Source organism: Pseudoalteromonas luteoviolacea (assembly GCF_021654285.1).
GTDB classification, from domain to species: domain Bacteria; phylum Pseudomonadota; class Gammaproteobacteria; order Enterobacterales; family Alteromonadaceae; genus Pseudoalteromonas; species Pseudoalteromonas luteoviolacea_J.
On sequence record NZ_JAKFZS010000012.1, the window covers coordinates 101,176 to 124,915 of the forward strand.

The window sequence follows — 23,740 nt, forward strand, 5'->3', positions numbered from 1 at the left end:
CATACGCTGGCTTTTTAATGTTCATTATGGAGCTATTCCTTTTAGTATCAATGTCTGATTCGGATCTCTGCTCGTGAGGCTTTTGGTTTCATGGTGCCACTGCTCTGGATCAAGATTACAAGTTGCAAACATTGTCGGGTGTATATACTCCGTTTTAGCAAAACAACTTAATAAAACACTATTTACCCAAGCTGTATCCTGAGCCTTATCTGGGCGTTTTATCATTTTATTTTTTAAATTATGTAGCATGCTTAAACGTTGCTCTTTTGTGAGGGAGTAAACTGTATTTTGACAAGGAGATATGGAGATTATGTCAGGGGAAATATTTAATTTTAGTGCAGCTTCTAAACGGCAATGTCCATCTAGGACAATATAGGCATCAAAAAATCGTACGTAAATAACCAAAATCGGCGGTAAGTGGCCTTGTTGGGCGCATTTGGTATACCACTTAATCCGCGCTTTTGAGGTCATGGTGCTGCGCAGTGTGAATAACTCACAGCTTCCATTGCTGCTTTCCCAGTCAATCCAGTGGCTATGTTTATTGAAGATGGTGTTTTTATTTATGTACAAAGGGGGTAAACGAAGTTGTTGGTTTGTTCCTAGAAGCTCATATGAACCGCATCTAACTTGATATGGAGCCAAATACCAATCTGTTTGATCGAAAATATGTGTTGTTTCCGTTAGCTTTTTACCAAAATATGAGCACCAACCCCTTAGCCTTGAAATATTATCTTTTTTTATTGTTGCTTGTATGTCTTGTGATGTAATAGCGGGAAGTAGATTAATCGTATCGTGATTTGGAATTAGCCAGCAGCCTTCACCAGCATTGACCAAATTACCTAAGAATAGGGTTTTATCTTTAAATTGGCAGCGTATTTGTTTTTGACTGTTTGATTGGAAAGAGAATAGTGGTTTTTTTAGGTGCTCGGGGGCTTTAAATTTAACCCCCATCCATGTGCCAGTATCTGATTGAATATGTTCTAATTTCATTTCCTTACGCCAATGTAGAAAGTAACTAAATTGGCGTGCAGTCTATTATATTTTTACTAGTATGTTCAATTAATCGGTACTATGAATTAAAACTTCCAGTTCATATTTAGCCACACCGTGCGGCCAGCTTCGTTTACTTTACTGGTTTGTGAATATCCACTTACCATTGTGCCTGAACGACTTAAATGCTCTGCGTAGGTTTTATCAAACACATTGTCCAGACCCAGATTAAAGACCAAATCATCTGATTGTGAATAGGACATGTTGAGCGCCAATGTGCCAAAGCCGTCACTTTGAGATATGTCTTGGCCAGCAATATTACCTTGGCCTATCGCGACGCGGTGTTGGCCTTGGACTACACGCCATAAGCCGCCAAATTGCCATTTTTCTTTGGTATAGCTAAGCGCAAAGCGGAGCTGCAAAGGAGGTTGTTGGGCAAGGGCTATATTGTCAGTACGATTTTCGCCTTTGACATAGTTTATGCTCGCTGTTGCCATGAGGTTTTTACTGACGTTGTAGCGGCTCTCAGCCTCGAAACCATAGGTTTGCGCATCAATATTGCGAGTCACTTTACTGGCCATGCCCATTTTTTCATATAGGTTATCAGTAAGGAGGTAATTATCGATACGGTTGAAAAATACAGAGACCGAATTAGTAAAAGCACTCGACTGACCAAGCCAACCAATATCTAACTGATTTGTTGTTTCATGGTCGACGAGAAATGCACTTGGGCTATCAACCGCACCACGGCCGCCGCCCATTACTTCCCAGTAATCAGGGAACCGCTCTGTGCGTCCAACACCTATATAATAACTACTGTTTTTTGTTTGCGCTTGATAACGTGTAAAACCGCTGATTAAGGTATCATCGCGTGTCATATCTGCTGTTGGGTTAGGCACAATGTTCATCATCACAGTGCGAGTTTGGCGTCTATCTGTGGCTTGCCAATCGTCAACTCTTAAGCCACTAACCCACTGGCTGTTTTGACTTAGACTATATTCAAGTTCGGCAAATAAACCGGTTTGCTCGAACTCTGCTGTTTCTTGACGAATCAATGATTCGACGGGGGTATTTTCCAGGTCTCGGCCAATTCGAATACGGTGGCGGTTTTGTTGATGATCAAGTCCGTAGGCTAGAGCCGTTTTATCATTGAGCTCTGAATTGAGTAAGATTTTACCACCAAAAGTTCTTCTATCTGGGTTAGAGGAGACGGGCGTTTTCATCATCATATTTGGCATAAATTGGCGCAAACTGTGATTGTCCATGATGTGATCTATGTTGTTGTAAAACACATTGGCTTCAATGCTCGTGACAAAACCACTTAGCTCGCTTTTTGAAATGTGTAAAGCCACTTGTGTTCTATCAAAGAGACTGCCATCCATCATTCTGTCGGCATATGCCACTTCACCATCACTGCGACCAAGGCTTAAGCTATATAAAGTGGTATCATCTGGTGTATATGCAAATTGTGTATCCAAATTCCATTTTTCATATGCCGAATGAATACTGGTGCCGTCGCCATCTTGGTAATCGTCAGCTTCACTGTAACTGGCAGCAACTCTCGCGAAGTAATCTTGAGTCCCAGCTTTGATATCACTGTTTATGACTCGTTTTCCAAAGTCACCCAGTGTGGTGTTAACGAAACCCGTTGTACCACGCTCAAGCAGGCGCTCAGATTCACGTTCAAAGACCACAGTTGCTGCACTATTACCAGGACCATATAAGACGGTTTGCGGCCCTTTAATTACGGTTAAAGTGTCATAAGTCTGCGGTGTAATGTAGGCAGTTGGCGGGTCCATTCGACCACCACAACCACCTAATGTGACACCGCCATCGGTGATAATGTTAATACGAGAACCCGCCATACCTCTGAAAACAGGGTCGCTACTTGCGCCACCTTTTTTGACCAGTGAAAAACCCGCAATGCTAGAGAGTAGATCTGCGCCATCCTGTGCAGGTAGAGGCTGTCTTGTGGCTTTAGGATCTGTTTTGATATCGAGCGGGCTATGCATGGGGGCAATGACTTCGATGTGTTCCATCGTTTGTTCAGATTGTGCGTGTCCTTGCCAAGCAATGGATGCGGTTATCGCGGTACAGATCAGACGCTTTTTCATGGATATCCTCAGAGTTGTATATCAACATAACTTTTTAGTAAGGTAGTTGATTTGATTGCCAATAGTTTATTCTGAGGCGTATTTTACTGATGTGGGAACAGGTTGGGATGTGACAAAATGTCGCACTCGGTTACAAAACTTTGAAAAATTGATTCAGCTCAAAAATCTTGAGTTTTAAAGCGATGATGTAAGACATCACCGCTTTATGAAGTAATGAAAGCATGGGTTAAATACCCATGGCTTCAACTTGTTGATCGCACCACTGTAGAGCTTCAGAGTATAACTCGGGCAAAGACTGAGTTTGCAAGTTTAACTGTTCAGTCAATTGAGATGCATCAGACCAATTTGCTTTTTCGTATGCCATGACAAGACTTAGATATTTCGCCAGCATGCCTTCACCTTGTAATAGCGCATCTTTAATATCGATAGTTAAAGGGAGCTTTTGCATTACACTGTCCATGGTTTCATCTAAGATAGCATCCATTAAGGACATCATACCGGTCAAAAACGCCATACCGGTATCGCGCATTTGGTTGTGTTTGATTGCGAGCAGTTCACAAAATCTTGCCCGTGTTAGGGACAGTCGAATAAGTTCCATGGGCTTATCTGAGGCAACCTGAGATGCGAACAATAAAGAGAGAAACTTCTTCAGTTCTTGATTTCCGAGCACAACCAATGCCTGCTTGATTGTGGATATTTCAGCTCTGCGTTTGAAGGCGGCTGAGTTTGAGTAACGCAGTAATTTGTAGCTTAGGTTTACATCACGCTCGAACACTTGTGTAATGCGTTTCAAATCGACATCTACACTGGATGTTTCATATAAAAGCTCAGCCAATGCCATTTCAGAAGGCGGCAATGCTTTGGTTTGCACCATCTCTGGCTTAGCGAAGAAAAACCCCTGGAAAAGTGTAAAACCCAGTTCAAGGGCGAGTTGGTATTGTTCGTAAGTTTCTACTTTCTCTGCAACGAGCTCGATATGTGTATGTGGCGCTATGGCCTCTTTGAGTTCATGAATTTCATCAACACTGGTTACCAACATATCCACTTTAATTTGATCAATATAGGGATAAAAATGACGCCAAACTTTTTGATGTTTATAGTCATCTAACACCAACTTATAACCTTTCTCTTTGAGATCTTGGACTGCGGCCAACAGGCGCTTACCAGGCTGAACTGTTTCTAAAATCTCAACAATAAGTTGATCGCGCCCCATCATAGTGGGGTAGCCTTTTAGAATTGTTTCAAGTGTAAAGTTGATATACGCAGGCTTTGAGTCGGTCAGGTCTTCTAAACCGAAGTTGAACTGGCTACCCTCTATTAATTTGGATGTAGCTTCTACGTCATCAATATTAGGAAACACGTTATCTACGCCATCACGAAACAGCAGTTCGTAGCCGACGACTTCTTTATTTATATTTAAAATAGGTTGCCTAGCGGCATAAAAATACATGGAACAAGACACCCAATTGTTACTTCATTTCACTTCAATATAAGGCAATATAAAGCGTATTTCATTATTAAATTTACACTTTTTTAGTATTTTGGTACTAAAGGGTAATATTTTAGAGTGTGAAATGCGCAATAACAGCTATTTGCGTAGACTTGCTTGGGGGTAAAGAGGAGGCGTGATATAGTGCGCCTTTGTTTTTGGCTTTTGTTCCAATATCAGTTAAGGAGTAAGTTTACTGTTATTCGGAGAGAAGCTCTTTTTAACGGAGGTCATTTTGGAAATTGGCACAATGATATCGCTGGCTTTGTATTTTGTTGCAATGTTAGCTATTGGCCTTTATGCCTATCGTAAATCTACCGATGATGTATCTGGATACATGTTAGGGGGTCGTAATCTACCACCTAGCGTTGCAGCGCTTTCAGCTGGTGCATCAGATATGAGCGGTTGGATCTTAATGGGATTGCCTGGCGCAATGTTTTTAACAGGGTTCAGCAGCACTTGGATTGCGGTTGGTTTGGTAATTGGTGCATTCTTAAACTATTTACTTGTCGCACCAAGACTACGTGTCTACACCGAGGTTGCCAACGATGCGATCACGATTCCAGATTACTTTGCAAATCGCTTTGAAGACAACAGTAACGCACTGCGTGTTGTGTCTGCCATTGTTATTATTGTGTTCTTCACTTTATATACTTCTTCTGGCGTCGTAGCAGGGGGCAAACTATTTGAAAACTCATTTGGTATGAGTTACGAAACCGGTTTGTATGTAACGACTGGTGTGGTTGTACTTTATACGCTGTTTGGCGGCTTCTTAGCAGTCAGCCTCACGGATTTTGTGCAAGGTTGTATCATGTTTATTGCTCTTGTTTTAGTCCCTTTTGTGACCTTTAGCCTTTTGGAGCAGCCGTTAGTCACTACATTGAATGAGATAAACCAGATGAATCCTGATGTTGATATGCTCACTTGGGTGGGTGCTGGTGGCGTCATTGGTATTATCTCTGCAATGTCTTGGGGTTTAGGCTATTTTGGTCAACCACATATCATCGTGCGTTTTATGTCGGTGCGCAGTGTTAAAGATATGCCGACAGCAAGAAATATTGGCATGAGTTGGATGATTGTAGCCACAGTTGGTGCTATCACAACAGGTTTGTTTGGTGCAGCTTATGCTCATGAAAACAACATTGTTGTTAAAGATGCTGAGACAATTTTCCTTGTTTTGTCTGAACTATTGTTCCACCCATTGATCGCTGGCTTCTTACTGGCTGCTATTTTAGCAGCGATTATGAGTACGATTTCATCACAGCTATTGGTGAGCTCAAGTTCTTTAACTGAGGATTTTTATAAGGTATTTATCAAACCGAATGCCACAGATAAAGAGCTAGTTATGGTAGGTCGTATCAGCGTAGCAGCCGTTTCTGTGTTAGCGATTTATCTTGCTCACGACAGAGAAAGCACAATCCTAAGCCTAGTGAGCAATGCGTGGGCAGGCTTTGGCGCTGCGTTTGGCCCATTGGTATTGTTTAGCTTGTTCTGGAAACGTATGAACTTCTCAGGTGCGCTTGCAGGTATGGTTGTTGGCGCTGTTACCGTGCTTGTATGGATTTATGCACCATTCACAATTGCAGGTCAAAGCCCAAGCGGATTCATTTATGAAATCGTACCTGGCTTCATTGCAGCATCCATTGCAATTGTGGCAGTGAGCTTAATGACGGCACCGCCTTCAAAAACGATAGAAGCTAAATTTGACGAAATGAATCGCGGCCTGTAAACAGGCCGTCGTGATAAAAGTAAAAGGTGAGCTACGGCTCACCTTTCTTGTTTTATTCAATAAACTTAAAAATTAAAGACGCGTGCCGAATTCATATACGCAATGTTGGCTTACGTAGTGTTTTTCAATTGGCTTTAGTTGTATTAATTCAATTTCACTGATTTTATCTCGCGTGACTAACTGGTGTATTTCAAAATAGCGGCTCCAGCTAATGCCTTTGTAAGGTCTGAGCTCCATATATGGATATTGCACATAGTGCCAAGTACCTTTTAAAAACCCTTTATTTTCTTCTGATATGTTCTGACCAGAGAGCTCGTAGGCGCCATTTTTATGGAGCTTGAGCTTATATTCACTGTCACATGAGGTTGTTTTAAAATGCTGTGCCAAGTCTGCTTTAAGGAGCGGGCTATTTTGTTTATCTTTTGGAAAGGGATAAATTGCAATGGCGTTTTTGGTGTACCAATGGTTACCCTCTTTAAGAGCTTGAATATCTGAGATCTTAAAACCACTTTTGTTGGCCGTATGCTTAGCAGTTTCTACTGCATTTGGGTCTTGCAGCATAAGAGAATGAAGCATTGTATTTCGGGAAATGCTGGTTGGAAAAGCGAGAGTGTTGGTCTCGACATTGAAACCATTTTCTTCTAGAGCTTGCTTTAATTGAATAAGAGATTCATCTGGTATGTATTTAGCGTAAATGTGTACGGTTGTCGTATTGGCACATCCAGCTAAAAATAAGATGAATACGCAAAGAAGGCACCTACGGAATATTGTTATCATTATGTCTTTCCATGTTTGGGTGTGTTGTTACTTTAATCACAGATTGACAGGGTTGAAAATAATGAATCGAACTTGAATTGAAAAGAAGCCGTGCAGCTAAGTTGCGCACGGCCAGGTATGGGTTAGTCTTGCACAGAGCGAAGTAGGGCGTTTACACCGACTTTTTCGCGTGTTTGCTTGTCCACTTTTTTCACAATAATTGCAGCGTAAAGACTGTGGGTACCGTCTTTACTAGGCAGCGAGCCTGGCACTACCACAGAACCAGCAGGCACACGACCATAGTGAATTTCACCAGTTTCTCTGTCATAAATACGTGTGCTTTGAGAGATATAAACACCCATAGAAATAACAGCGCCTTCTTCAACAATCACACCTTCTACGATTTCTGAGCGTGCGCCGATAAAGCAGTTGTCTTCAATGATGGTTGGATTAGCTTGTAGAGGCTCTAAAACACCGCCAATGCCAACACCACCAGACAGGTGTACATTTTTACCAATTTGCGCACACGAGCCTACAGTAGCCCATGTATCGACCATAGTGCCCTCATCAACGTATGCACCGATGTTAACGTATGAAGGCATCAATACAACGTTTTTACCAACAAAACTGCCTTGGCGGGCGACAGCATTTGGTACAACACGCATGCCGCCTTGTTGGAATTGCTCTGGCGTGTAATCGCTAAATTTAAGTGGTACTTTGTCGTAAAATTGGTTTACGCCATCATTCATTGGCTGGTTATCACGAATTCTAAAAGACAGTAATACTGCTTTTTTTAGCCATTGGTGAACAACCCATTCACCACTGACTTTTTCAGCAACTCGTGCTGCGCCTTTATCAAGTAACTCTAAAGAATCAATTATTGCACTTTTAACTTCAGGTGCAACAGTAGTTGGTGTGATGGTATCGCGGTTTTCCCACGCTTGTTCAATAATACTTTTTAAATCCGACATAGTTTCCTCTTTTATTCAGATTCGGCGTTTAATTTTTTCATTAGTGAATGATGTAAAGCGGTTTTTTCATCTTCACTTAATGCTAAATAATGTTCGTTTGAGACCACGAAAAAGTCTTCTGCACGTTCCCCAACTGTGGTGATCCGTGCTGCGTGAATATGTAGGTTATGAACCTGTAATACTTCCGCAATTTTGGTTAATAGGCCCTGAATATCCACGGCTTGAATTTCGACTAGGTTTCTATCGTCACGCGCATGTGGACGGACAATCACTTTTGGTTTGATATTAAAATCTTTAAATCGCTGTGAGCGGTTTTTCTTCAAGCGTATTTTTTTCTTCGGATCGACCAAAATGCTATCGAGCCCTCTACGCAAGTTCTTCGCGCGACTACCGCTAATGGCATCGCCGTTGACTTCTAAAATAACAAAGCTAAACACCACATAGCCATCTTTGGTTGTCATGACTTGCGCATTTTGAATTTGAGCTTTTTTACTGCCTATAACAGACACAAGTTTGGCAAATAAGCTTGCTTCATAAGGGGCGTAAACAAATACTTGTGTACCGCCTTGCATTGGTTTTTCAGAAACTGCAACTCCCGATTTCTCTTTACTATATGAGGTTAGTAAGTGTTTGCTATTCCATGATATTAACTCTTCACTGAAACTCGTAAAATAGTTGGGTTTGAAACGGGACCATAGATTTACAATATCTTCTTTTATGAACCCGTCTTCAATAAGCCTTTCCATGGCTTGCGCTTTTTTATCACGAATTTGATCGCGCATATCCATTGGGTGCTCAAGGCCTAATCTTAAAGCTCGTTGTGTTTGCAAATAGAGCTCTCTAAGAAGAATATTCTTCCAATCATTCCATAAATTGTCATTAGTCGCGCGGATGTCTGCCACTGTTAAGCAATAGAGATAATCAAGTTGTCGTTCATTTTTTACTTTAGAAGCAAATTCGTTGATGACATTTTGGTCGTTTATATCTTTACGTTGCGCGGTAACTGACATGAGCAAGTGATGCTGAACTAGCCAAGCAATGAGCTTAGCATCTGATGGGGTTAATTTGTGCATGCTGGCAAACGCAGTGGCATCAACAGCGCCTAGCTCTGAGTGGTCTCCGCCACGCCCTTTGGCAATATCGTGGAAAATAGCGGCCAGATACAGTAACTCTGGCTTATCCATGCGAGTCATGATCTCCGTACAAATTGGAAAGTCTTTATTACGCTGTTTTTCCCGATATCTATGGATATTATTAATTAGCTTATGAGTGTGTTCATCTACCGTATAAGCATGAAATAAGTCAAATTGCATTTGCCCGAATATGCTTCTCCATTGCGGCAAATACGCTGCGATAATGCCATGTTTGTGCATCAGCGTGAATGCTCTACCCATGCCATTTGGATGCTTGAGCAAACGCATAAATGCGTCACGACATGCGGCGTAGTCTTGCAGGTCACCCAGTAAACGCCTGCGTACTTGTCTGACTGAGCGTATGGTATTTGGGTCAATATCTGTGATGTCAGTATTGTCAGCAATATGCTCAAATAGGACTAGAAGGTTTTCTCGTAAAAAGAACGCGGAGGGATCTTTTACTCGAATTTTATTACCGATGCGTTCAAAATGCGCATCTAAAGGTGTGACGACATGTGCATCATGATCTGGAAGTATACTTTGCTCAAAATAGGCGAGCAGCATTTGGTTCATCTCTCGGACGCGGCTCATGATCCTGAATAAGCGTTTCATCATGCGCTCTACTGATGGTTTACCTTCAGAGCCAAACCCAAGCAATTCAGCAGCATGCGGTTGATAGTCAAATAGCAGGCGGTTTTCACAACGCCCGGCGGCAAGGTGAAGTGCAAAGCGAATATTCCATAGGTTTTCCAAGCATTCCATGAGCTCTTGGTATTCTTCATGAGTCAAATAACCATGACCAATGAGCTCTTCTAATGTTTCAGCATGGAAGTGCTTTTTAGCAACCCAAAAAATAGTTTGTAAGTCTCTTAATCCACCTGGGTTTTCTTTTATATTTGGTTCTAGGTTGTAGGCAGTACCATGGCATTTTTTGCGCCTAAGCTTTTGCTCTTTGACCTTAGCAATGAAGAAATCATCGGAACGCCAAATCGGGGTTTTTACAATATGACTTTTGAGTCTTTCAAATTCAACGAGGTTACCGCAAATTAAGCGGCTTTCTAATAAACTTGTTGTGAAGTGAACATCTTTACTTTTTTGCTCAAGAACTTGCTCATGGGTACGCACACTGTGACCGATGTCTAAGTTTAAATCCCACAAGTAGGTTACAAAGATCTCTAAAGCGCTGCGAAGCTCATCGCAGGGTTCCCCATCTGTGAGCAGCATAAAATCAATGTCAGAAAATGGGTGTAATTCACCTCGCCCATATCCGCCGATACCAATCAGGGCCAATTGAGAAAATTCTGAGAGGCCGGTTTGAACAAATAGCTTTTTCAATAAGGTATCAATAAATTCAGAGCGCGCTTTAATCAGCAGTCTGACTGGCTGCTTTGAAAATTGATTATTGAGCCACTTGTAAAAGTAGGTCATACAACCTTTGTAATCATCAAGTTGTTGGGCTTGGTCAAGCAACAACTTTACTTTATTTGGTAACGCCACGAGAGATCCTTGGAGCACAAGATGAAGTCAGTTTACTTGTATATGGGCACGACTTGAAGCGGCAAAGGCGCGTTTTTTTACGGGTTTTACAGGATTGAACGACTAATTGGGTATTTTTTACCTAATACTGAACCAGTCTGATGAAATAAAAGTAGGGTGCTGCTTGCAGTCACAAGCAGCGGATTTTGATTTAAGCGTGTTCAATCACGCGGTCAATCGTGTCGTCTTTACGGTGCGTAAGGATTTCAACACCATTGCCCGTGACCAGTAGTGTGTGTTCCCACTGTGCAGATAAGCTGCGGTCTTTCGTTACAACAGTCCACTCATCTTTAAGCAGTTTACACTGGCGTTTGCCTGCGTTAACCATTGGCTCAATAGTCAAGCACATACCTGCTTTTAAGGTTTCACCAGTACCTGGTTTGCCATAATGCATAACTTGTGGCTCTTCATGAAATTGTGCACCGATGCCGTGGCCGCAGTATTCACGTACGATTGAGTAATTGAACCCTTCCGCAAACTTTTGAATTGCCGCGCCAATATCACCAAGGCGTACGCCCGGTTTTACCATCTTAATCGCGAGATAAAGAGATTCTTGGGTGATTTCACTTAAGCGCTTGCCTTGAATACTTGGTGTGCCGACGTAGAACATTTTTGATGTATCGCCATGGTAACCGTCTTTAATAACTGTCACGTCGATATTAACGATGTCACCTTCTTTCAGTGGTTTCTCATTCGGGATACCATGACAGATAACGTGGTTAACAGATGTACAAATTGATTTTGGAAATCCGTGATAATTGAGCGGAGCAGGGATGCAGCCTTGCACATCCACAATGTAATTGTGACAAATTGTATTTAATTCGTCTGTGGTAACCCCAGGCTTCACATACTCTTCGATCATTTCCAATACTTCAGCCGCTAACCTACCGGCAACACGCATCTTTTCGATTTCTTCAGGGGTTTTAATCACTGCACTCATTGAGACTCCAAGTCATATTTTTCACAAAGCAATGACGAGCAAATTTTGGTCTCATCATTGAGTTAATTTATTTTATATGGTATAAAGCGCGCCGTCTTTTTACAAATAAATCTTCTCGATTTGATCTTGATGGTTGTTTGTACTTAAGACACACAAAATTTAATTTTAACACACACACATATCGACACATACACTTGGGTGCATGTTTGTATCGACAAATGATACGCAATAAGCATGTTGGTGCTATGGGATATGTGGAGGCCTAACCCTACTAAATAGAGGAAAATACAATGGCAAACGTTTCAATGCGCGATATGCTTCAAGCTGGTGTTCACTTCGGTCACCAAGCACGTTACTGGAACCCTAAGATGAAGCCGTTCATCTTCGGTGCACGTAACCGCGTTCACATCATCAACCTAGAAAAGACAGTTCCACTTTTCAACGATGCACTTAAGTTTTTATCAAACGTTGCATCTAACAAAGGTAAAATCCTTTTCGTTGGTACTAAGCGTGCAGCTGGTGAAGCAGTTAAAGAAGCAGCTATCTCAAGTGAGCAGTTCTACGTAAATCACCGTTGGTTAGGTGGTATGTTGACTAACTGGAAAACAGTTCGTCAATCAATCAAGCGTCTTAAAGACCTTGAAGCACAAAGCCAAGACGGTACTTTCGAGAAGCTTACTAAGAAAGAAGCGCTAATGAAAACGCGTGAAATGGAAAAGCTTGAGAAGAGCCTTGGCGGTATCAAAGATATGGGCGGTCTACCTGACGCTATCTTCGTAATCGATGCTGACCACGAGCACATCGCAATCCGCGAAGCTAACAACCTAGGTATTCCAGTAGTATCTGTTGTTGATACTAACTCAAACCCAGATGGTGTTGATTTCATCATCCCAGGTAACGACGACGCGATCCGTGCAATCCAGCTTTACACTAACGCTGTTGCAACTGCTATCACTGAAGGTCGTGAAAGCAACATCGTTGCTCAAGCAGAAAACGACGATTTCGTAGAAGCTGAGTAATTAGCTGTCATCAAGTCTTCATCCAATTGTGATGAAGACTTGATATTCTTTACAAGCGGTAATTCGCTTATCAAAAAACCGAATTCAGAATTGAGGATATTCTAATGGCTGTAACTGCTGCCCTAGTTAAAGAACTTCGCGAGCGTACTGGCGCTGGCATGATGGATTGTAAAAAAGCACTAACTGAAACTAACGGTGACATCGATCTAGCGATCGAGAACATGCGTAAGAGTGGTGCTGCTAAAGCTGCTAAGAAAGCGGGTAACATCGCTGCTGAAGGTACAATCCTTATCAAGCAAGGCGAAGGCTTCGCTGCACTTCTTGAAGTTAACTGTCAAACTGACTTCGTTGCTAAAGACGAAAACTTCCTAGGTTTTGCTAACACTGTTCTTGACGACGCTGTTGCTACTAAAGCAACAATTGCTGACCTTCAAGCTAAGTTCGAAGAAACTCGTGTTGCACTAGTTGCTAAAATCGGTGAAAACATCAACGTTCGTCGCGTTGAGTACATCGATGGTGACAAGCTATCTGCATACCGTCACGGCGACCGTATCGGTGTTGTTGTAACTGGTGATGCTGACGAAGAAACACTTAAGCACGTTGCAATGCACGTTGCTGCTTCTAAGCCTGACTTCCTGAAGCCAGAAGACGTACCAGCTGACGTTGTTGAAAAAGAAAAAGCGGTTCAAGTTGAAATCGCTATGAACGAAGGCAAGCCTGCTGAAATCGCAGAAAAAATGGTTGTTGGTCGTATGAAGAAGTTCACTGGTGAGATCTCTCTTACTGGTCAAGCTTTCATCATGGAGCCTAAGAAGTCTGTTGGTGAGTACCTTAAAGAGAAAGGCGCTACAGTTTCTTCATTCATTCGCCTAGAAGTAGGTGAAGGTATCGAGAAGAAAGAAGAAGACTTCGCTGCTGAAGTTGCTGCTCAAATCGCAGCTGCAAAAGGCGAATAATCGCAATAGAATAATCTTATTGACATAAAAGTGTTGATTTGCTTTTGCGTCAATGAAGAAAATTCTCTAAAATAACCGCGCATTTATGTCTATCATAAGCGCGGTTATTTTTTGTCTCAATTTTAACTTGGCCCGGAAATTATGACTATCAATCGAAAACCTGTTTTTAGACGCGTTCTTCTTAAATTAAGCGGTGAAGCTTTAATGGGAGATGAAGGCTTTGGTATCGATCCAAAAGTATTGGATCGTATGGCGCAAGAGATCAAAGAGCTTGTAGAACTCGACGTAGAAGTGGGTTTGGTTATCGGCGGCGGTAACTTTTTACGTGGTGGCTCATTAGCTGAAGCGGGTATGAACCGTGTTGTTGGTGATCACATGGGTATGTTGGCGACAGTGATGAATGGCTTGGCAATGCGTGATGCACTTCACAGAGCATTCGTAAATGCCCGTTTGATGTCAGCTATTCCACTTAACGGCGTGTGTGATGCCTATAATTGGGCTGAGGCAATTAGCTTGTTAAAATCAGGCCGTGTTGTTATCTTTTCAGCTGGTACTGGTAATCCATTCTTTACAACTGATTCTGCAGCGTGTTTGCGTGGCATTGAAATCGAAGCTGATACAGTAATCAAAGCGACAAAAGTAGATGGTGTTTACAGTGATGATCCTGTTAAAAACCCAGAAGCAACTTTGTACAGCCAGCTTACGCATGACGAAATTATTGATAAAGAATTAAAAGTAATGGATTTAGCTGCATTTACTCTGGCTCGTGACCATAATATGCCTTTGAGCGTATTTAACATGAACAAACCAGGTGCATTAAAGCGTGTTATTATGGGTGAGGACGAAGGTACCCTGATCACGTCAAAAAAAGCAGCAGAATAAATAGCAATTGAGAATGGGGCTTGAGGCCCCATTCTTATAGAATAACCCAGCCTGCTAACATGTTTTAGCTGAGACTGGAACAGTAAAAATAGGATTGCAACTGTGATTAATGATATCCAAAAAGACGCTCAAGAGCGCATGAAAAAAAGTGTGGCAGCACTTGCTAGCCAACTTTCTAAAATTCGTACAGGCCGTGCACACCCTGCATTATTAGATGGTATTTCAGTATCTTACTACGGTGCTGATACGCCACTGAACCAGGTTGCAAACGTAACTGTAGAAGATTCACGTACACTTGCTATTAATGTGTTTGATAAGTCATTGGCGCAAGCTGTAGAAAAAGCGATCATGGCTTCAGATTTAGGTCTGAACCCAATGTCAGCTGGCACAGTTATTCGTGTACCTCTACCTCCATTAACTGAAGAGCGTCGTAAAGATTTAATTAAAATTGTACGTGGTGAAGTTGAAGGCGGTCGTGTTGCAGTTCGTAATATTCGTCGTGATGCGAACGGTGACATTAAAGCACTATTAAAAGATAAAGACATTTCTGAAGATGAAGCGCGTCAAGCAGAAGATCAAATCCAGAAGATCACTGATGCACACATCAAAGAAATGGACACTCAATTGAGTGCAAAAGAAGCAGAGTTAATGGAAATTTAATTTTCTATTGATCTGTTTTTTGACCTAAAAGCCGCTTTATTGCGGCTTTTTGTTGTTTTAAGCCCAACTAACCTGCGCTTTGTAGATTGTAGCTTCATGAATTTACAAATATTTTATAATTAAGTGTAAAAATCAAACGCTTTACCTTGAATTTGAAGATAAAGAATTTTATTAGGTTTGCAGCGATGACTGCGCTATACTAGGCGGCGTTTTTTTTATTTAAAATAGTACTATGGTTTTAAACGCTGACGCGATTTCTCAACAATCACTACCTAAGCATGTTGCCATAATTATGGATGGCAATGGGCGCTGGGCTCAAGCCCGTAAGCGCCCGAGAGCTTATGGTCATAAAAAAGGTGTCGACTCTGTTCGCAGCGCGGTACAGTTTTGCTCAAAATTAGGTATTGAGTCACTTACACTATTTGCTTTTAGCAGTGAAAACTGGCGTAGGCCTGAAGACGAAGTAAGTACTCTAATGGAATTGTTCCTTTTCGTCTTGAGTAAAGAAGTAAAAAAGTTACATAAAAATAATGTCAAATTAAACATCATTGGTGATATATCAAAGTTTCCTACAAGTTTGCAGGATAAAGTGCATGACGCGCATGCTTTAACTGGCCAAAATACAGGGTTGCAGTTAAATGTTGCTGCAAACTATGGTGGTCGCTGGGATATTGTTAATGCCGCTCAGACACTCGCAGAAAAAGTAAAAACCGGTGAGTTAGACGTGGCAGATATTACCGAAGACGCGTTGACAAATAAGATGTCAATGGCAGAGCAGAGCCCGCTTGATCTACTTATACGTACAGGCGGTGATTATCGGATTAGTAATTTCTTGCTATGGCAAGCAGCTTATGCTGAGTTATATTTCACAGAAACTCTTTGGCCTGATTTTAACGAAGAGGCTTTCTCAGAAGCAATCGCTTGCTATATTTCTAGAGAGAGACGCTTTGGCTGCACAGGTGAACAAATACAACAACTACTCGCCGAGAGCAATACAACAAGTTAAAGGTATTCAGTTTGTTAAAACAACGTATTATGACGTCAGCTGTGCTTGCACCGTTGGCGCTGATTTTAGTATTTTATACACCGCTAAACTTGTTTAGCGTCATTGCAGCATCAATCGTACTGCTAGGTGCTTGGGAGTGGGCCTCGCTAATGGGGATCTCAAGGCCGTTGTACCGTTTGGTGTATGTTGCAGTAACTGGTGTATTCATTGCCACTCTGCACTTCCACTGGCCTATCGAGAGCCTTTGGCAGTCTGGTAAGTTGGTAGCAGATGCAAATTACGTCTTTACACTCGCAGCCGCTTGGTGGATTGTTGCTACTTTACTAGTGACCCGTTATCCAAAAATGGCAAAGTCATGGAGCCAGGGCATCGTTATGCCAGCGATTGCAGGCTTTTTAACACTCATTCCACTGTGGCTTGCTTTAAATGTCTTGAGAAGTGCTGATTATCAATCATCAGAACAATTCGGCTCGATACTGATTATGGTAGTCCTTGGTATTGTATGGAGCGCAGACATAGGCGCATACTTTGCGGGTAAAAATCTAGGTAAGAGAAAGCTAATGCCAAATGTAAGCCCAAATAAAACTATTGAAGGCTTAATTGGCGGATTGATCACAGCGGTCGTGTTTGTATTAATTTTTTGCTACTGTTCTGACGTTGAGCATAAACACTGGTTAATGTACGGTTTGTTAACCGTGGTGATTGCATTGTTTTCAGCTATTGGTGATTTGCTTGAAAGCATGTTTAAGCGCGAAGCTGGATTAAAAGATTCTGGAAGTTGTTTACCAGGACATGGTGGCATATTAGATCGTATTGATAGTTTGACAGCTGCAGCGCCCATGTTTGCCCTGTTTTATGCTTGGACGGTAACACTATGAGCGTAGCCACACTGCGACCAGAACAAGTTGTGATACTGGGCTCAAGCGGTTCTATTGGTACCTCGACGCTAGATGTTATTGGTCGCAATCAATCGAGATACAGTGTATTTGCTTTGGTCGCAGGAAAAAACGTTGATGTTGTATATCAACAAATCGTAACGCATAGCCCGAGATATGTTGTGATGAACGATGAGGCGGCCGCACAGTCGCTCAGAGCACGTTTAAGCGGATTTAAGACAGAAGTGCTCTGTGGCACTCAAGCTATGTGTGACGTAGCCTCACATGATGACGTAGATATTGTAATGTCAGCTATCGTAGGTGCCGCAGGTCTCTTGCCAACGCTTTCGGCAGTGGAAGCAGGTAAAAAAGTCCTGCTTGCTAACAAAGAGTCTTTGGTCATGTCTGGTAAATTATTCATGGACAAGGTTAAAAAGCATGGTGCAACTTTACTACCCATCGACAGTGAACATAACGCGATTTTCCAGTGCATGCCTCGCGAGATGCAACAAGGGACCACGACAGATTTTTCTCCTCTAGGTATTCACAAAATACTGCTAACAGGCTCAGGTGGCCCGTTCCTTAAACGTGATATCAATACCTTATCTCAAGTTAGTGTCGCCGAAGCTGTCGCACATCCAAATTGGTCAATGGGCCAGAAGATCTCCGTTGACTCTGCAACAATGATGAACAAAGGGCTTGAATTTATAGAAGCCAAATGGCTGTTTGACTGTCAACCTGATGACATAGAAGTCGTCATTCATCCCCAGAGCATGATCCACTCTATGGTTCAATACCAAGATGGCTCTGTGATCGCGCAAATGGGGCAACCAGATATGCGAACCCCCATCGCGTATGGCTTGGCTTACCCTGAGCGTATTGATGCAGGGGTTCAGCCGCTTGATTTTTCCCGCATGAAAGATTTTACATTCACTGAGCCAGATTTTAATCGTTATCCAAATCTTAAGTTAGCGATTGAAGCTTGCCGTTTAGGACAAGCTGCGACAACGACGCTCAATGCGGCTAATGAAGTATCCGTTGCTGCGTTCTTACAAGGAAAGGTTGGTTTTATGGAGATTTATAAAATCAATGAGCAAGTACTAACAGCCAGTGCGTTAGGAGAGCTAACAACATTGGACGAAATCATGGATATGGATCAACAAGCTCGCCGAGTTGCAAATGAGCTTATAGCAGGGCAGGCACGCTAATGTTTGACTTTTTCTGGAATCTTGGGTCGTTTGTCGTCGCGTTGAGTATACTTGTCGCGGTACATGAATATGGACACTTTTGGGTTGCCAGAAAAGCTGGTGTGAAGGTACTACGCTTCTCTATTGGGTTTGGTAAGCCTCTTTTTACTTGGTATGACAAGCTTGGTACCGAATATGCGATTTCCGCTGTCCCACTCGGTGGTTATGTCAGAATGCTTGATTCAAGAGTGGATGATGTCTCAGAGCAAGATAGAAACAAAACTCTGGATAGTAAATCAGTCTACGCCCGCATGGCAGTTGCAGCTGCTGGACCACTTGCAAATTTTATATTCGCTGTGTTTGCTCTCGCCATCATGTATATTGTTGGCGTTCAAAATGTTAAACCAGTTGTTGGCTCTGTAGCGCCTAATTCTATTGCTCATAGTGCAGGAATGCAGTCAGGAGACTTAATAAAGCGCATAGGTGATGAGGATGTGTCCTCTTGGCAAGAAGTGAACTTTGCCGTGATGTCCGGTTTGGGTGAGCAAAGGCTTGAAATTAAGGTCACTGACGTAAATGGGCAAATCGCAATTCGCGCGTTAGATGTAGATGGTTGGAAGCTAGACAAACGAGATGTAGCCCCATTAACTTCGATAGGTATTACGCCTTATAGACCTAATATCACAACAGAGCTTGCTGTGGTTGCTGAAGACTCAGCAGCATCCCGTGCAGGCGTTAAAGCCGGTGATCTAATCATTTCGTTCAACCAAGAGAAAATCTCAAGTTGGACACAATTTGTCGAGCTCGTTCAGCAATCACCTAATAAGCAAAGCACTTTAACTGTATTAAGAAATGCTCAAGAAGTGACCTTGAATATAACACCAGATGCACGTGAAACTGCTCAGGGAATAGAGATAGGGTATTTAGGGGTTGTGCCGAGGCAGAAAAGTTGGCCTGAAGGGTACATTGAGACTAGACAGTATGGTGTATTCGATAGTATCTTGCTTGGCGTTCAGAAAACCTATGCTCTTACCAAATTGAGCTTCGAAATGATTGGCAATCTGATAACAGGGCAAGTCTCTGTAAAAAATATCAGTGGGCCGGTAGGAATTGCTGTAGGGGCTGGAGATAGTGTTAGTTATGGATTAGTTGCCTTTTTGAGCTTTTTAGCTCTTATTAGCGTCAACTTGGGGGTTTTCAACCTTTTACCACTGCCCATGTTGGATGGTGGGCATTTGATGTATTACTTAATTGAACTAATTCGAAAAAAACCGGTCTCTGAAAAGACACAAGAGTTAGGTTATAAGCTGGGAGCCATGATGCTGTTAGCATTGACCTGTTTTGCATTGTTTAATGATGTATCGAGGCTCTAGGCTCTTAAAATAAGGGTGATAGCGCACGTGGCGCTTTGTTCGCCGTAAGCTGTAAAGGATAAAGATAAAAAAATGCCTATAAAAAAACATTTAGCTGTAACGAGTTTACTTGGCGCTAGTTTTGCCGCTTTAGGGCAAAACTCCTTTATCGTAGAAGATTTAAAAGTTGAAGGGTTACAACGTGTTGCACTAGGTGCAGCCTTAACTCATATTCCAATTAACGTTGGCGATGAAGTTGATAACTACACGGTCTCTAAAACCATCAAGGCATTATTCTCGTCAGGTCATTTTGACGATATTTCTGCCTACAGAGATGGCAATCAGATTGTTTTTAAAGTAAAAGAACGTGCCACGATTGCTTCAATTGAGTTTGATGGCAATAAAGATATTAAAGATGAGCAATTACAAGAAAGCTTAGATGGCAAAGACATTCGAACTGGCGAAACGCTGGATAGAACGGTCATTGATGGTGTTGAAAAGGGACTTATCGAGTTCTTTCACAGTATCGGTAAATATAATGCCAAAATTGAAGTGAGTATTGTTGAGTTACCGCGTAACCGAGTAAAGCTCAAATTTGACTTTGATGAAGGCGACGCAGCTTCTGTTCGACAGATTAACCTCGTTGGTAATGAGTTATTTTCTGATGAGCAATTATTGCGTCTAGTTGAGTCTCAGCAAGATTTGCCTTGGTGGAAGTTCTTATCGAGTGACCGTTATCAAAAGCAAACAATTGAAGGTGATTTAGAGAAAATCCGAAGTTATTACCTGGATAGAGGTTATTTACGATTTAACATCGATTCGACGCAGGTGTCTGTGAGCCCTGAGCGTGAATCGGTTTATGTTACTGCAAATATCTCGGAAGGTGAAAAATACACAGTTAAAGGGTTTGACTTCATCGGTGATTTACTTGGCCGCGAAGAGTTAATTAGAAGTGTGATCCCTTTGAAGTCAGGTGAGCTATACAACGGTTCACTCGTGACGTCATCCGAAGAGTTTATCAAAAGTTATTTAGCACGTTTTGGTTATGCGAATGCTGAAGTCCGTACCATTCCTGACATAGACGACGAGAATAAAGAAGTACAATTAACACTTTCTGTTGATCCTGGCCAACGTGTTTATGTGCGCCGTATTTTAGTTAACGGAAACCAAAGTACTGCAGATCATGTTGTTCGAAGAGAAATGACTCAGTTAGAAGGTGCTTGGTTGTCAAACCAAAGCCTTGAGCGCTCTAAGCTGCAAATTCAACGTTTACCATATATGGAATCTGTTGATTTTGAAGTGAAGCCAATCCCAGGTGTAGACGATCAGGTTGACGTAGATTTTAACGTTAAAGAGCAACCAGCAGGCAGTTTCCAAGCCGGTGTTGCATATGGCTCTTATGCTGGTCTGCAATTTAATGTTGGTGTGAGTGAGTCGAATTTCTTAGGCTCTGGTGACCAAGTTGCATTCAATATCAACACGTCAAAAGCATCAACACGATATAGTGTTTCTTACACAGACCCATATTTTACGCCTGATGGTATATCTCAAGGTAGCAGTATCTTCTTCAGTAAGTTCGATGGTTCAGAGATAGGTCTAATTGATTACGATTCTCGAAGCTATGGTATTGGTACTCATTTTGGTATTCCAATCAACCCAGTTAACCGACTTAACTTCAGCTTCCGTTGGGTTGAAGAAGAATTAGATCGCATCGCCGATTACGAGCAGACACGAGTATTAAGGTTAACTTTCCAAGATCCAGATGATCCGGATGAAGGCTATGACTTTACTAAGTATGAATTGGGTCTTGGCTGGTCTCGCATTACTGTTAACCGTGGTATGTTCCCAACAGATGGTTCGCGTCAAAATGCGAACTTTACAATTACCACGCCTAACTCTGACTTAAATTACTTTAAGATGAGTTATGATTCTCGCTTCTATTGGCCTATCAGTAATGATCATCGTTGGGTGTTCTCGACACGTGCTGCGCTTGCATATGGTAACGGGTATGGAGAAGAAAATGGTTTTGACCAAGTACTGCCGTTCCAGGAGTTTTACCGTATTACAGAAATGGAGCTAAGAGGCTTCGAAAGAAATACCATTCTACCACTGGCTATTCAGCGTAGACCGCAGTCTATCATTGGCTCTTCTCTACCTGATGGTACGGAAAGTGGTTCGATTAGTGGCGATCCAGCATTTGACCAGATTATCACTGGCGGTCGAATTGGTGGTAATGCCAAGGCTGTTTTTGGTGCTGAAATGATTGTACCAACGCCATTTTTAGATGAAGAGAATACGAGTTCAGTGCGTACTAGTTTCTTCGTCGACGCAGCAAACGTTTGGGATACTGAATTCGACGTAGATCGTTATTCAAACCTACCAGAGTATCAATACAAACAACTTTCAGATTTCTCTGACCCAAGTCGTTTTAGGGTTTCTACAGGTATGTCTATTCAATGGATATCCCCGATGGGACCAATGTTAATTAGTTTTGCGTATCCGCTGAAAAAAGAAGATGACGATGATACTAAGAACATCAGCTTCAACATCAGTAATACATTCTAAGGAGTTTATTGTGAAAAAGATTTTTAAAACCTCTGCTATGGGTATCTTAGCAGCTTTATTAATGGGTAACTCTATCAACGCATTTGCACACAAAGTGGGTATCGTTGATATGCAGACTGTTTATTCTCAATTGCCACAAATGGCTAAAATTGAGCAAGCTTTAAAAAGTGAATTCTCAGAGCGTCGCCAAGAACTTGAAAAACTACAAGGTGACATCCGTTTTGAAGCTGAAAAGTTCAAGCGCGAAAGTGCAACTATGAGCGAAGAGCAAAAAACGCAATTACGTGAAAAAATTCAAGGTATGCAAAAATCACTTGCTGAAAAAGGTCGTCCACTAGAGCAGGAAATTAAGCAGCGTCAGAATCAAGAATTAGCAAAAGTACAAAAAATGATCCTAGATGCAATTGAAAATGTTGCCAAAAAAGGAAAGTTTGACGAAGTTAGATTAAAAGAAACGACAATCTACTTCAACCCTGATAAAGTTAGCGATCTGTCGGATGATATTGTTGAAGCAGTTAGCAAAAAGTAATGACTAAACACTATACGTTGTCGCAATTGGCTGAACACTTGGGTGCAACCCTTGAAGGGAACCCTGAACAGCCAATTGTTAACATTGCCACTTTATTAAATGCGAATGACCAAGAAGTCGCTTTTTTGGCAAATAAAAAATACCGCAGCCAGCTTGAGTCTACTCAAGCTGGCGCTGTTATCTTATCCGCAGAGGATGCGGATTATTTTTCTGGTAACAAATTAGTTTGTGATAATCCATATGTTGCATACGCAAAACTTGCACAATATATGGATACAACCCCAGCAGCAGCGAGCTCAGTGCATAGCACCGCCGTGGTTGATGAGAGCGCGTCTTTAGGTCAAAACGTTAAAGTTGGAGCCAATGCTGTTATCGAGGCCGGCGCAATGATTGGTGACAATGTTGAAATTGGTGCTGGGTGTTTTGTTGGTAAATATGCACGCATTGGTGCAGGCACAAAGCTATGGGCTAATGTGACAATTTATCACGAAGTTGAAATTGGTGAGCATTGTTTGTTTCAATCAGGCAGTGTAATCGGTAGTGATGGCTTCGGTTACGCTAATGAGTCAGGCGAGTGGGTTAAAATTCCACAGATCGGCACTGTGATTATCGGAAATCGAGTTGAAGTAGGCGCTTGTACGTCTATTGATCGAGGCGCAATAGATAACACCATAATTCATGATAATGTCATTTTAGATAACCAAATTCAAATAGCGCATAATGTTGAAATTGGTTACGGCACTGCCATCGCAGGCTGCAGTGTGCTTGCGGGTAGTGTAAAAATTGGAAAGTACTGTCAAATCGGTGGTATGGTGGCAGTAAATGGCCACAATGAAGTGTGTGACGGCGTTGTTATCACTGGTATGAGCATGGTTACTAAGGGCATTTCAAAGCCAGGTATATACTCATCAGGTATGCCTCACACAACGAATAAAGAGTGGCGTAAGAATATCGCTCACTTGCGCAATCTCTCTGATTTTAAAGCGCGCATTAAAGCGCTTGAAAATCTTACCGAGCAGTTACAACATACGGATAAATAAAAGGTACTATT

The 23,740-nt window shown here is 42.0% G+C and carries 19 protein-coding genes; 12 read left to right on the forward strand and 7 right to left on the reverse strand.

Annotation, left to right across the window (positions count from 1 at the left end):
• Positions 1 to 24 precede the first annotated feature (24 nt).
• From L1077_RS13360 to L1077_RS13370, 3 genes are all read right to left on the reverse strand, one after another.
• Positions 25 to 990 carry a hypothetical protein gene (locus L1077_RS13360; RefSeq protein WP_237137279.1) on the reverse strand — a complete coding sequence of 322 codons (966 nt, stop codon included), beginning with the start codon at positions 988 to 990 and terminating at the stop codon, positions 25 to 27.
• An 86-nt stretch (positions 991 to 1,076) separates the two neighbouring features.
• The gene (locus tag L1077_RS13365; protein ID WP_237137280.1) at positions 1,077 to 3,104 is read right to left on the reverse strand and encodes a TonB-dependent copper receptor; all 2,028 of its coding nucleotides are present in this window, start codon (positions 3,102 to 3,104) and stop codon (positions 1,077 to 1,079) included.
• Positions 3,105 to 3,330: 226 nt separating this feature from the next.
• A complete protein-coding gene (locus tag L1077_RS13370; protein WP_237137281.1) occupies positions 3,331 to 4,554 on the reverse strand; it encodes an EAL and HDOD domain-containing protein in 1,224 nt (407 codons plus the stop codon).
• Between the two features lie 274 nt (positions 4,555 to 4,828).
• Here L1077_RS13370 and putP point away from each other — a divergent pair, with 274 nt between their 5' ends.
• Positions 4,829 to 6,322 carry a sodium/proline symporter PutP gene (gene putP / locus L1077_RS13375; protein ID WP_237137282.1) on the forward strand — a complete coding sequence of 498 codons (1,494 nt, stop codon included), beginning with the start codon at positions 4,829 to 4,831 and terminating at the stop codon, positions 6,320 to 6,322.
• Positions 6,323 to 6,394: 72 nt separating this feature from the next.
• On the opposite strand, the gene L1077_RS13380 is transcribed toward putP, so the two are convergent.
• From L1077_RS13380 to map, 4 genes are all read right to left on the reverse strand, one after another.
• Positions 6,395 to 7,099, reverse strand: coding sequence for a hypothetical protein (locus L1077_RS13380; RefSeq protein ID WP_237137283.1), 705 nt, complete (start codon positions 7,097 to 7,099; stop codon positions 6,395 to 6,397).
• Between the two features lie 122 nt (positions 7,100 to 7,221).
• Entirely contained in the window at positions 7,222 to 8,049 is an 828-nt protein-coding gene (gene dapD / locus L1077_RS13385) for a 2,3,4,5-tetrahydropyridine-2,6-dicarboxylate N-succinyltransferase (RefSeq protein WP_237137284.1), read from the reverse strand.
• An 11-nt stretch (positions 8,050 to 8,060) separates the two neighbouring features.
• Positions 8,061 to 10,679 (reverse strand): [protein-PII] uridylyltransferase, encoded by a 2,619-nt coding sequence (gene glnD / locus L1077_RS13390; RefSeq protein ID WP_237137285.1) that lies wholly within the window; start codon positions 10,677 to 10,679, stop codon positions 8,061 to 8,063.
• A gap of 190 nt (positions 10,680 to 10,869) precedes the next feature.
• Positions 10,870 to 11,658, reverse strand: coding sequence for a type I methionyl aminopeptidase (map, locus tag L1077_RS13395; RefSeq protein ID WP_237137286.1), 789 nt, complete (start codon positions 11,656 to 11,658; stop codon positions 10,870 to 10,872).
• A 290-nt stretch (positions 11,659 to 11,948) separates the two neighbouring features.
• Here map and rpsB point away from each other — a divergent pair, with 290 nt between their 5' ends.
• The 11 genes from rpsB to lpxD all read left to right on the forward strand — a co-directional run bounded on the left by rpsB (position 11,949) and on the right by lpxD (position 23,729).
• On the forward strand, positions 11,949 to 12,677 hold the full coding sequence (gene rpsB, locus L1077_RS13400; protein WP_063362921.1) for a 30S ribosomal protein S2: 729 nt from the start codon (positions 11,949 to 11,951) through the stop codon (positions 12,675 to 12,677).
• Between the two features lie 104 nt (positions 12,678 to 12,781).
• The gene (gene tsf, locus L1077_RS13405; RefSeq protein ID WP_046355137.1) at positions 12,782 to 13,633 is read left to right on the forward strand and encodes a translation elongation factor Ts; all 852 of its coding nucleotides are present in this window, start codon (positions 12,782 to 12,784) and stop codon (positions 13,631 to 13,633) included.
• A 141-nt stretch (positions 13,634 to 13,774) separates the two neighbouring features.
• Positions 13,775 to 14,515 carry a UMP kinase gene (gene pyrH / locus L1077_RS13410; protein ID WP_023401852.1) on the forward strand — a complete coding sequence of 247 codons (741 nt, stop codon included), beginning with the start codon at positions 13,775 to 13,777 and terminating at the stop codon, positions 14,513 to 14,515.
• A 102-nt stretch (positions 14,516 to 14,617) separates the two neighbouring features.
• Positions 14,618 to 15,175, forward strand: a complete 558-nt coding sequence (frr, locus tag L1077_RS13415) for a ribosome recycling factor (RefSeq protein ID WP_063362923.1) — start codon at positions 14,618 to 14,620, stop codon at positions 15,173 to 15,175.
• A gap of 232 nt (positions 15,176 to 15,407) precedes the next feature.
• Positions 15,408 to 16,181 (forward strand): isoprenyl transferase, encoded by a 774-nt coding sequence (locus tag L1077_RS13420; RefSeq protein WP_237137287.1) that lies wholly within the window; start codon positions 15,408 to 15,410, stop codon positions 16,179 to 16,181.
• Positions 16,182 to 16,192: 11 nt separating this feature from the next.
• Positions 16,193 to 17,059: a phosphatidate cytidylyltransferase gene (locus L1077_RS13425; protein WP_237137288.1), complete on the forward strand. Its 867-nt coding sequence runs from the start codon at positions 16,193 to 16,195 to the stop codon at positions 17,057 to 17,059.
• Complete coding sequence (gene ispC / locus L1077_RS13430) at positions 17,056 to 18,264, forward strand: 1-deoxy-D-xylulose-5-phosphate reductoisomerase (protein WP_237137289.1); 1,209 nt, start codon at positions 17,056 to 17,058, stop codon at positions 18,262 to 18,264. The genes L1077_RS13425 and ispC overlap by 4 nt, the downstream gene beginning before the upstream one ends.
• Positions 18,264 to 19,616, forward strand: a complete 1,353-nt coding sequence (gene rseP / locus L1077_RS13435) for a sigma E protease regulator RseP (protein WP_237137290.1) — start codon at positions 18,264 to 18,266, stop codon at positions 19,614 to 19,616. Before ispC ends, rseP begins: the two co-directional genes overlap by 1 nt.
• A 72-nt stretch (positions 19,617 to 19,688) precedes the next feature.
• Positions 19,689 to 22,160 carry an outer membrane protein assembly factor BamA gene (bamA, locus tag L1077_RS13440; RefSeq protein ID WP_237137291.1) on the forward strand — a complete coding sequence of 824 codons (2,472 nt, stop codon included), beginning with the start codon at positions 19,689 to 19,691 and terminating at the stop codon, positions 22,158 to 22,160.
• A 10-nt stretch (positions 22,161 to 22,170) separates the two neighbouring features.
• Entirely contained in the window at positions 22,171 to 22,689 is a 519-nt protein-coding gene (locus L1077_RS13445) for an OmpH family outer membrane protein (protein WP_237137292.1), read from the forward strand.
• Positions 22,689 to 23,729, forward strand: coding sequence for a UDP-3-O-(3-hydroxymyristoyl)glucosamine N-acyltransferase (lpxD, locus tag L1077_RS13450; RefSeq protein WP_237137293.1), 1,041 nt, complete (start codon positions 22,689 to 22,691; stop codon positions 23,727 to 23,729). Before L1077_RS13445 ends, lpxD begins: the two co-directional genes overlap by 1 nt.
• Positions 23,730 to 23,740: the final 11 nt, after the last annotated feature.

Excerpts from the sequence above, each read along its gene's own strand:
- L1077_RS13360 (WP_237137279.1), bottom strand. The coding sequence starts at position 990 with ATGAAATTAGAACATATTCAATCAGATACTGGCACATGGATGGGGGTT.
- L1077_RS13365 (WP_237137280.1), bottom strand. The coding sequence starts at position 3,104 with ATGAAAAAGCGTCTGATCTGTACCGCGATAACCGCATCCATTGCTTGG.
- L1077_RS13370 (WP_237137281.1), bottom strand. The coding sequence starts at position 4,554 with ATGTATTTTTATGCCGCTAGGCAACCTATTTTAAATATAAATAAAGAA.
- L1077_RS13380 (WP_237137283.1), bottom strand. The coding sequence starts at position 7,099 with ATGATAACAATATTCCGTAGGTGCCTTCTTTGCGTATTCATCTTATTT.
- dapD (WP_237137284.1), bottom strand. The coding sequence starts at position 8,049 with ATGTCGGATTTAAAAAGTATTATTGAACAAGCGTGGGAAAACCGCGAT.
- map (WP_237137286.1), bottom strand. The coding sequence starts at position 11,658 with ATGAGTGCAGTGATTAAAACCCCTGAAGAAATCGAAAAGATGCGTGTT.
- rpsB (WP_063362921.1), top strand. The coding sequence starts at position 11,949 with ATGGCAAACGTTTCAATGCGCGATATGCTTCAAGCTGGTGTTCACTTC.
- tsf (WP_046355137.1), top strand. The coding sequence starts at position 12,782 with ATGGCTGTAACTGCTGCCCTAGTTAAAGAACTTCGCGAGCGTACTGGC.
- pyrH (WP_023401852.1), top strand. The coding sequence starts at position 13,775 with ATGACTATCAATCGAAAACCTGTTTTTAGACGCGTTCTTCTTAAATTA.
- L1077_RS13420 (WP_237137287.1), top strand. The coding sequence starts at position 15,408 with ATGGTTTTAAACGCTGACGCGATTTCTCAACAATCACTACCTAAGCAT.
- ispC (WP_237137289.1), top strand. The coding sequence starts at position 17,056 with ATGAGCGTAGCCACACTGCGACCAGAACAAGTTGTGATACTGGGCTCA.
- rseP (WP_237137290.1), top strand. The coding sequence starts at position 18,264 with ATGTTTGACTTTTTCTGGAATCTTGGGTCGTTTGTCGTCGCGTTGAGT.
- bamA (WP_237137291.1), top strand. The coding sequence starts at position 19,689 with ATGCCTATAAAAAAACATTTAGCTGTAACGAGTTTACTTGGCGCTAGT.
- lpxD (WP_237137293.1), top strand. The coding sequence starts at position 22,689 with ATGACTAAACACTATACGTTGTCGCAATTGGCTGAACACTTGGGTGCA.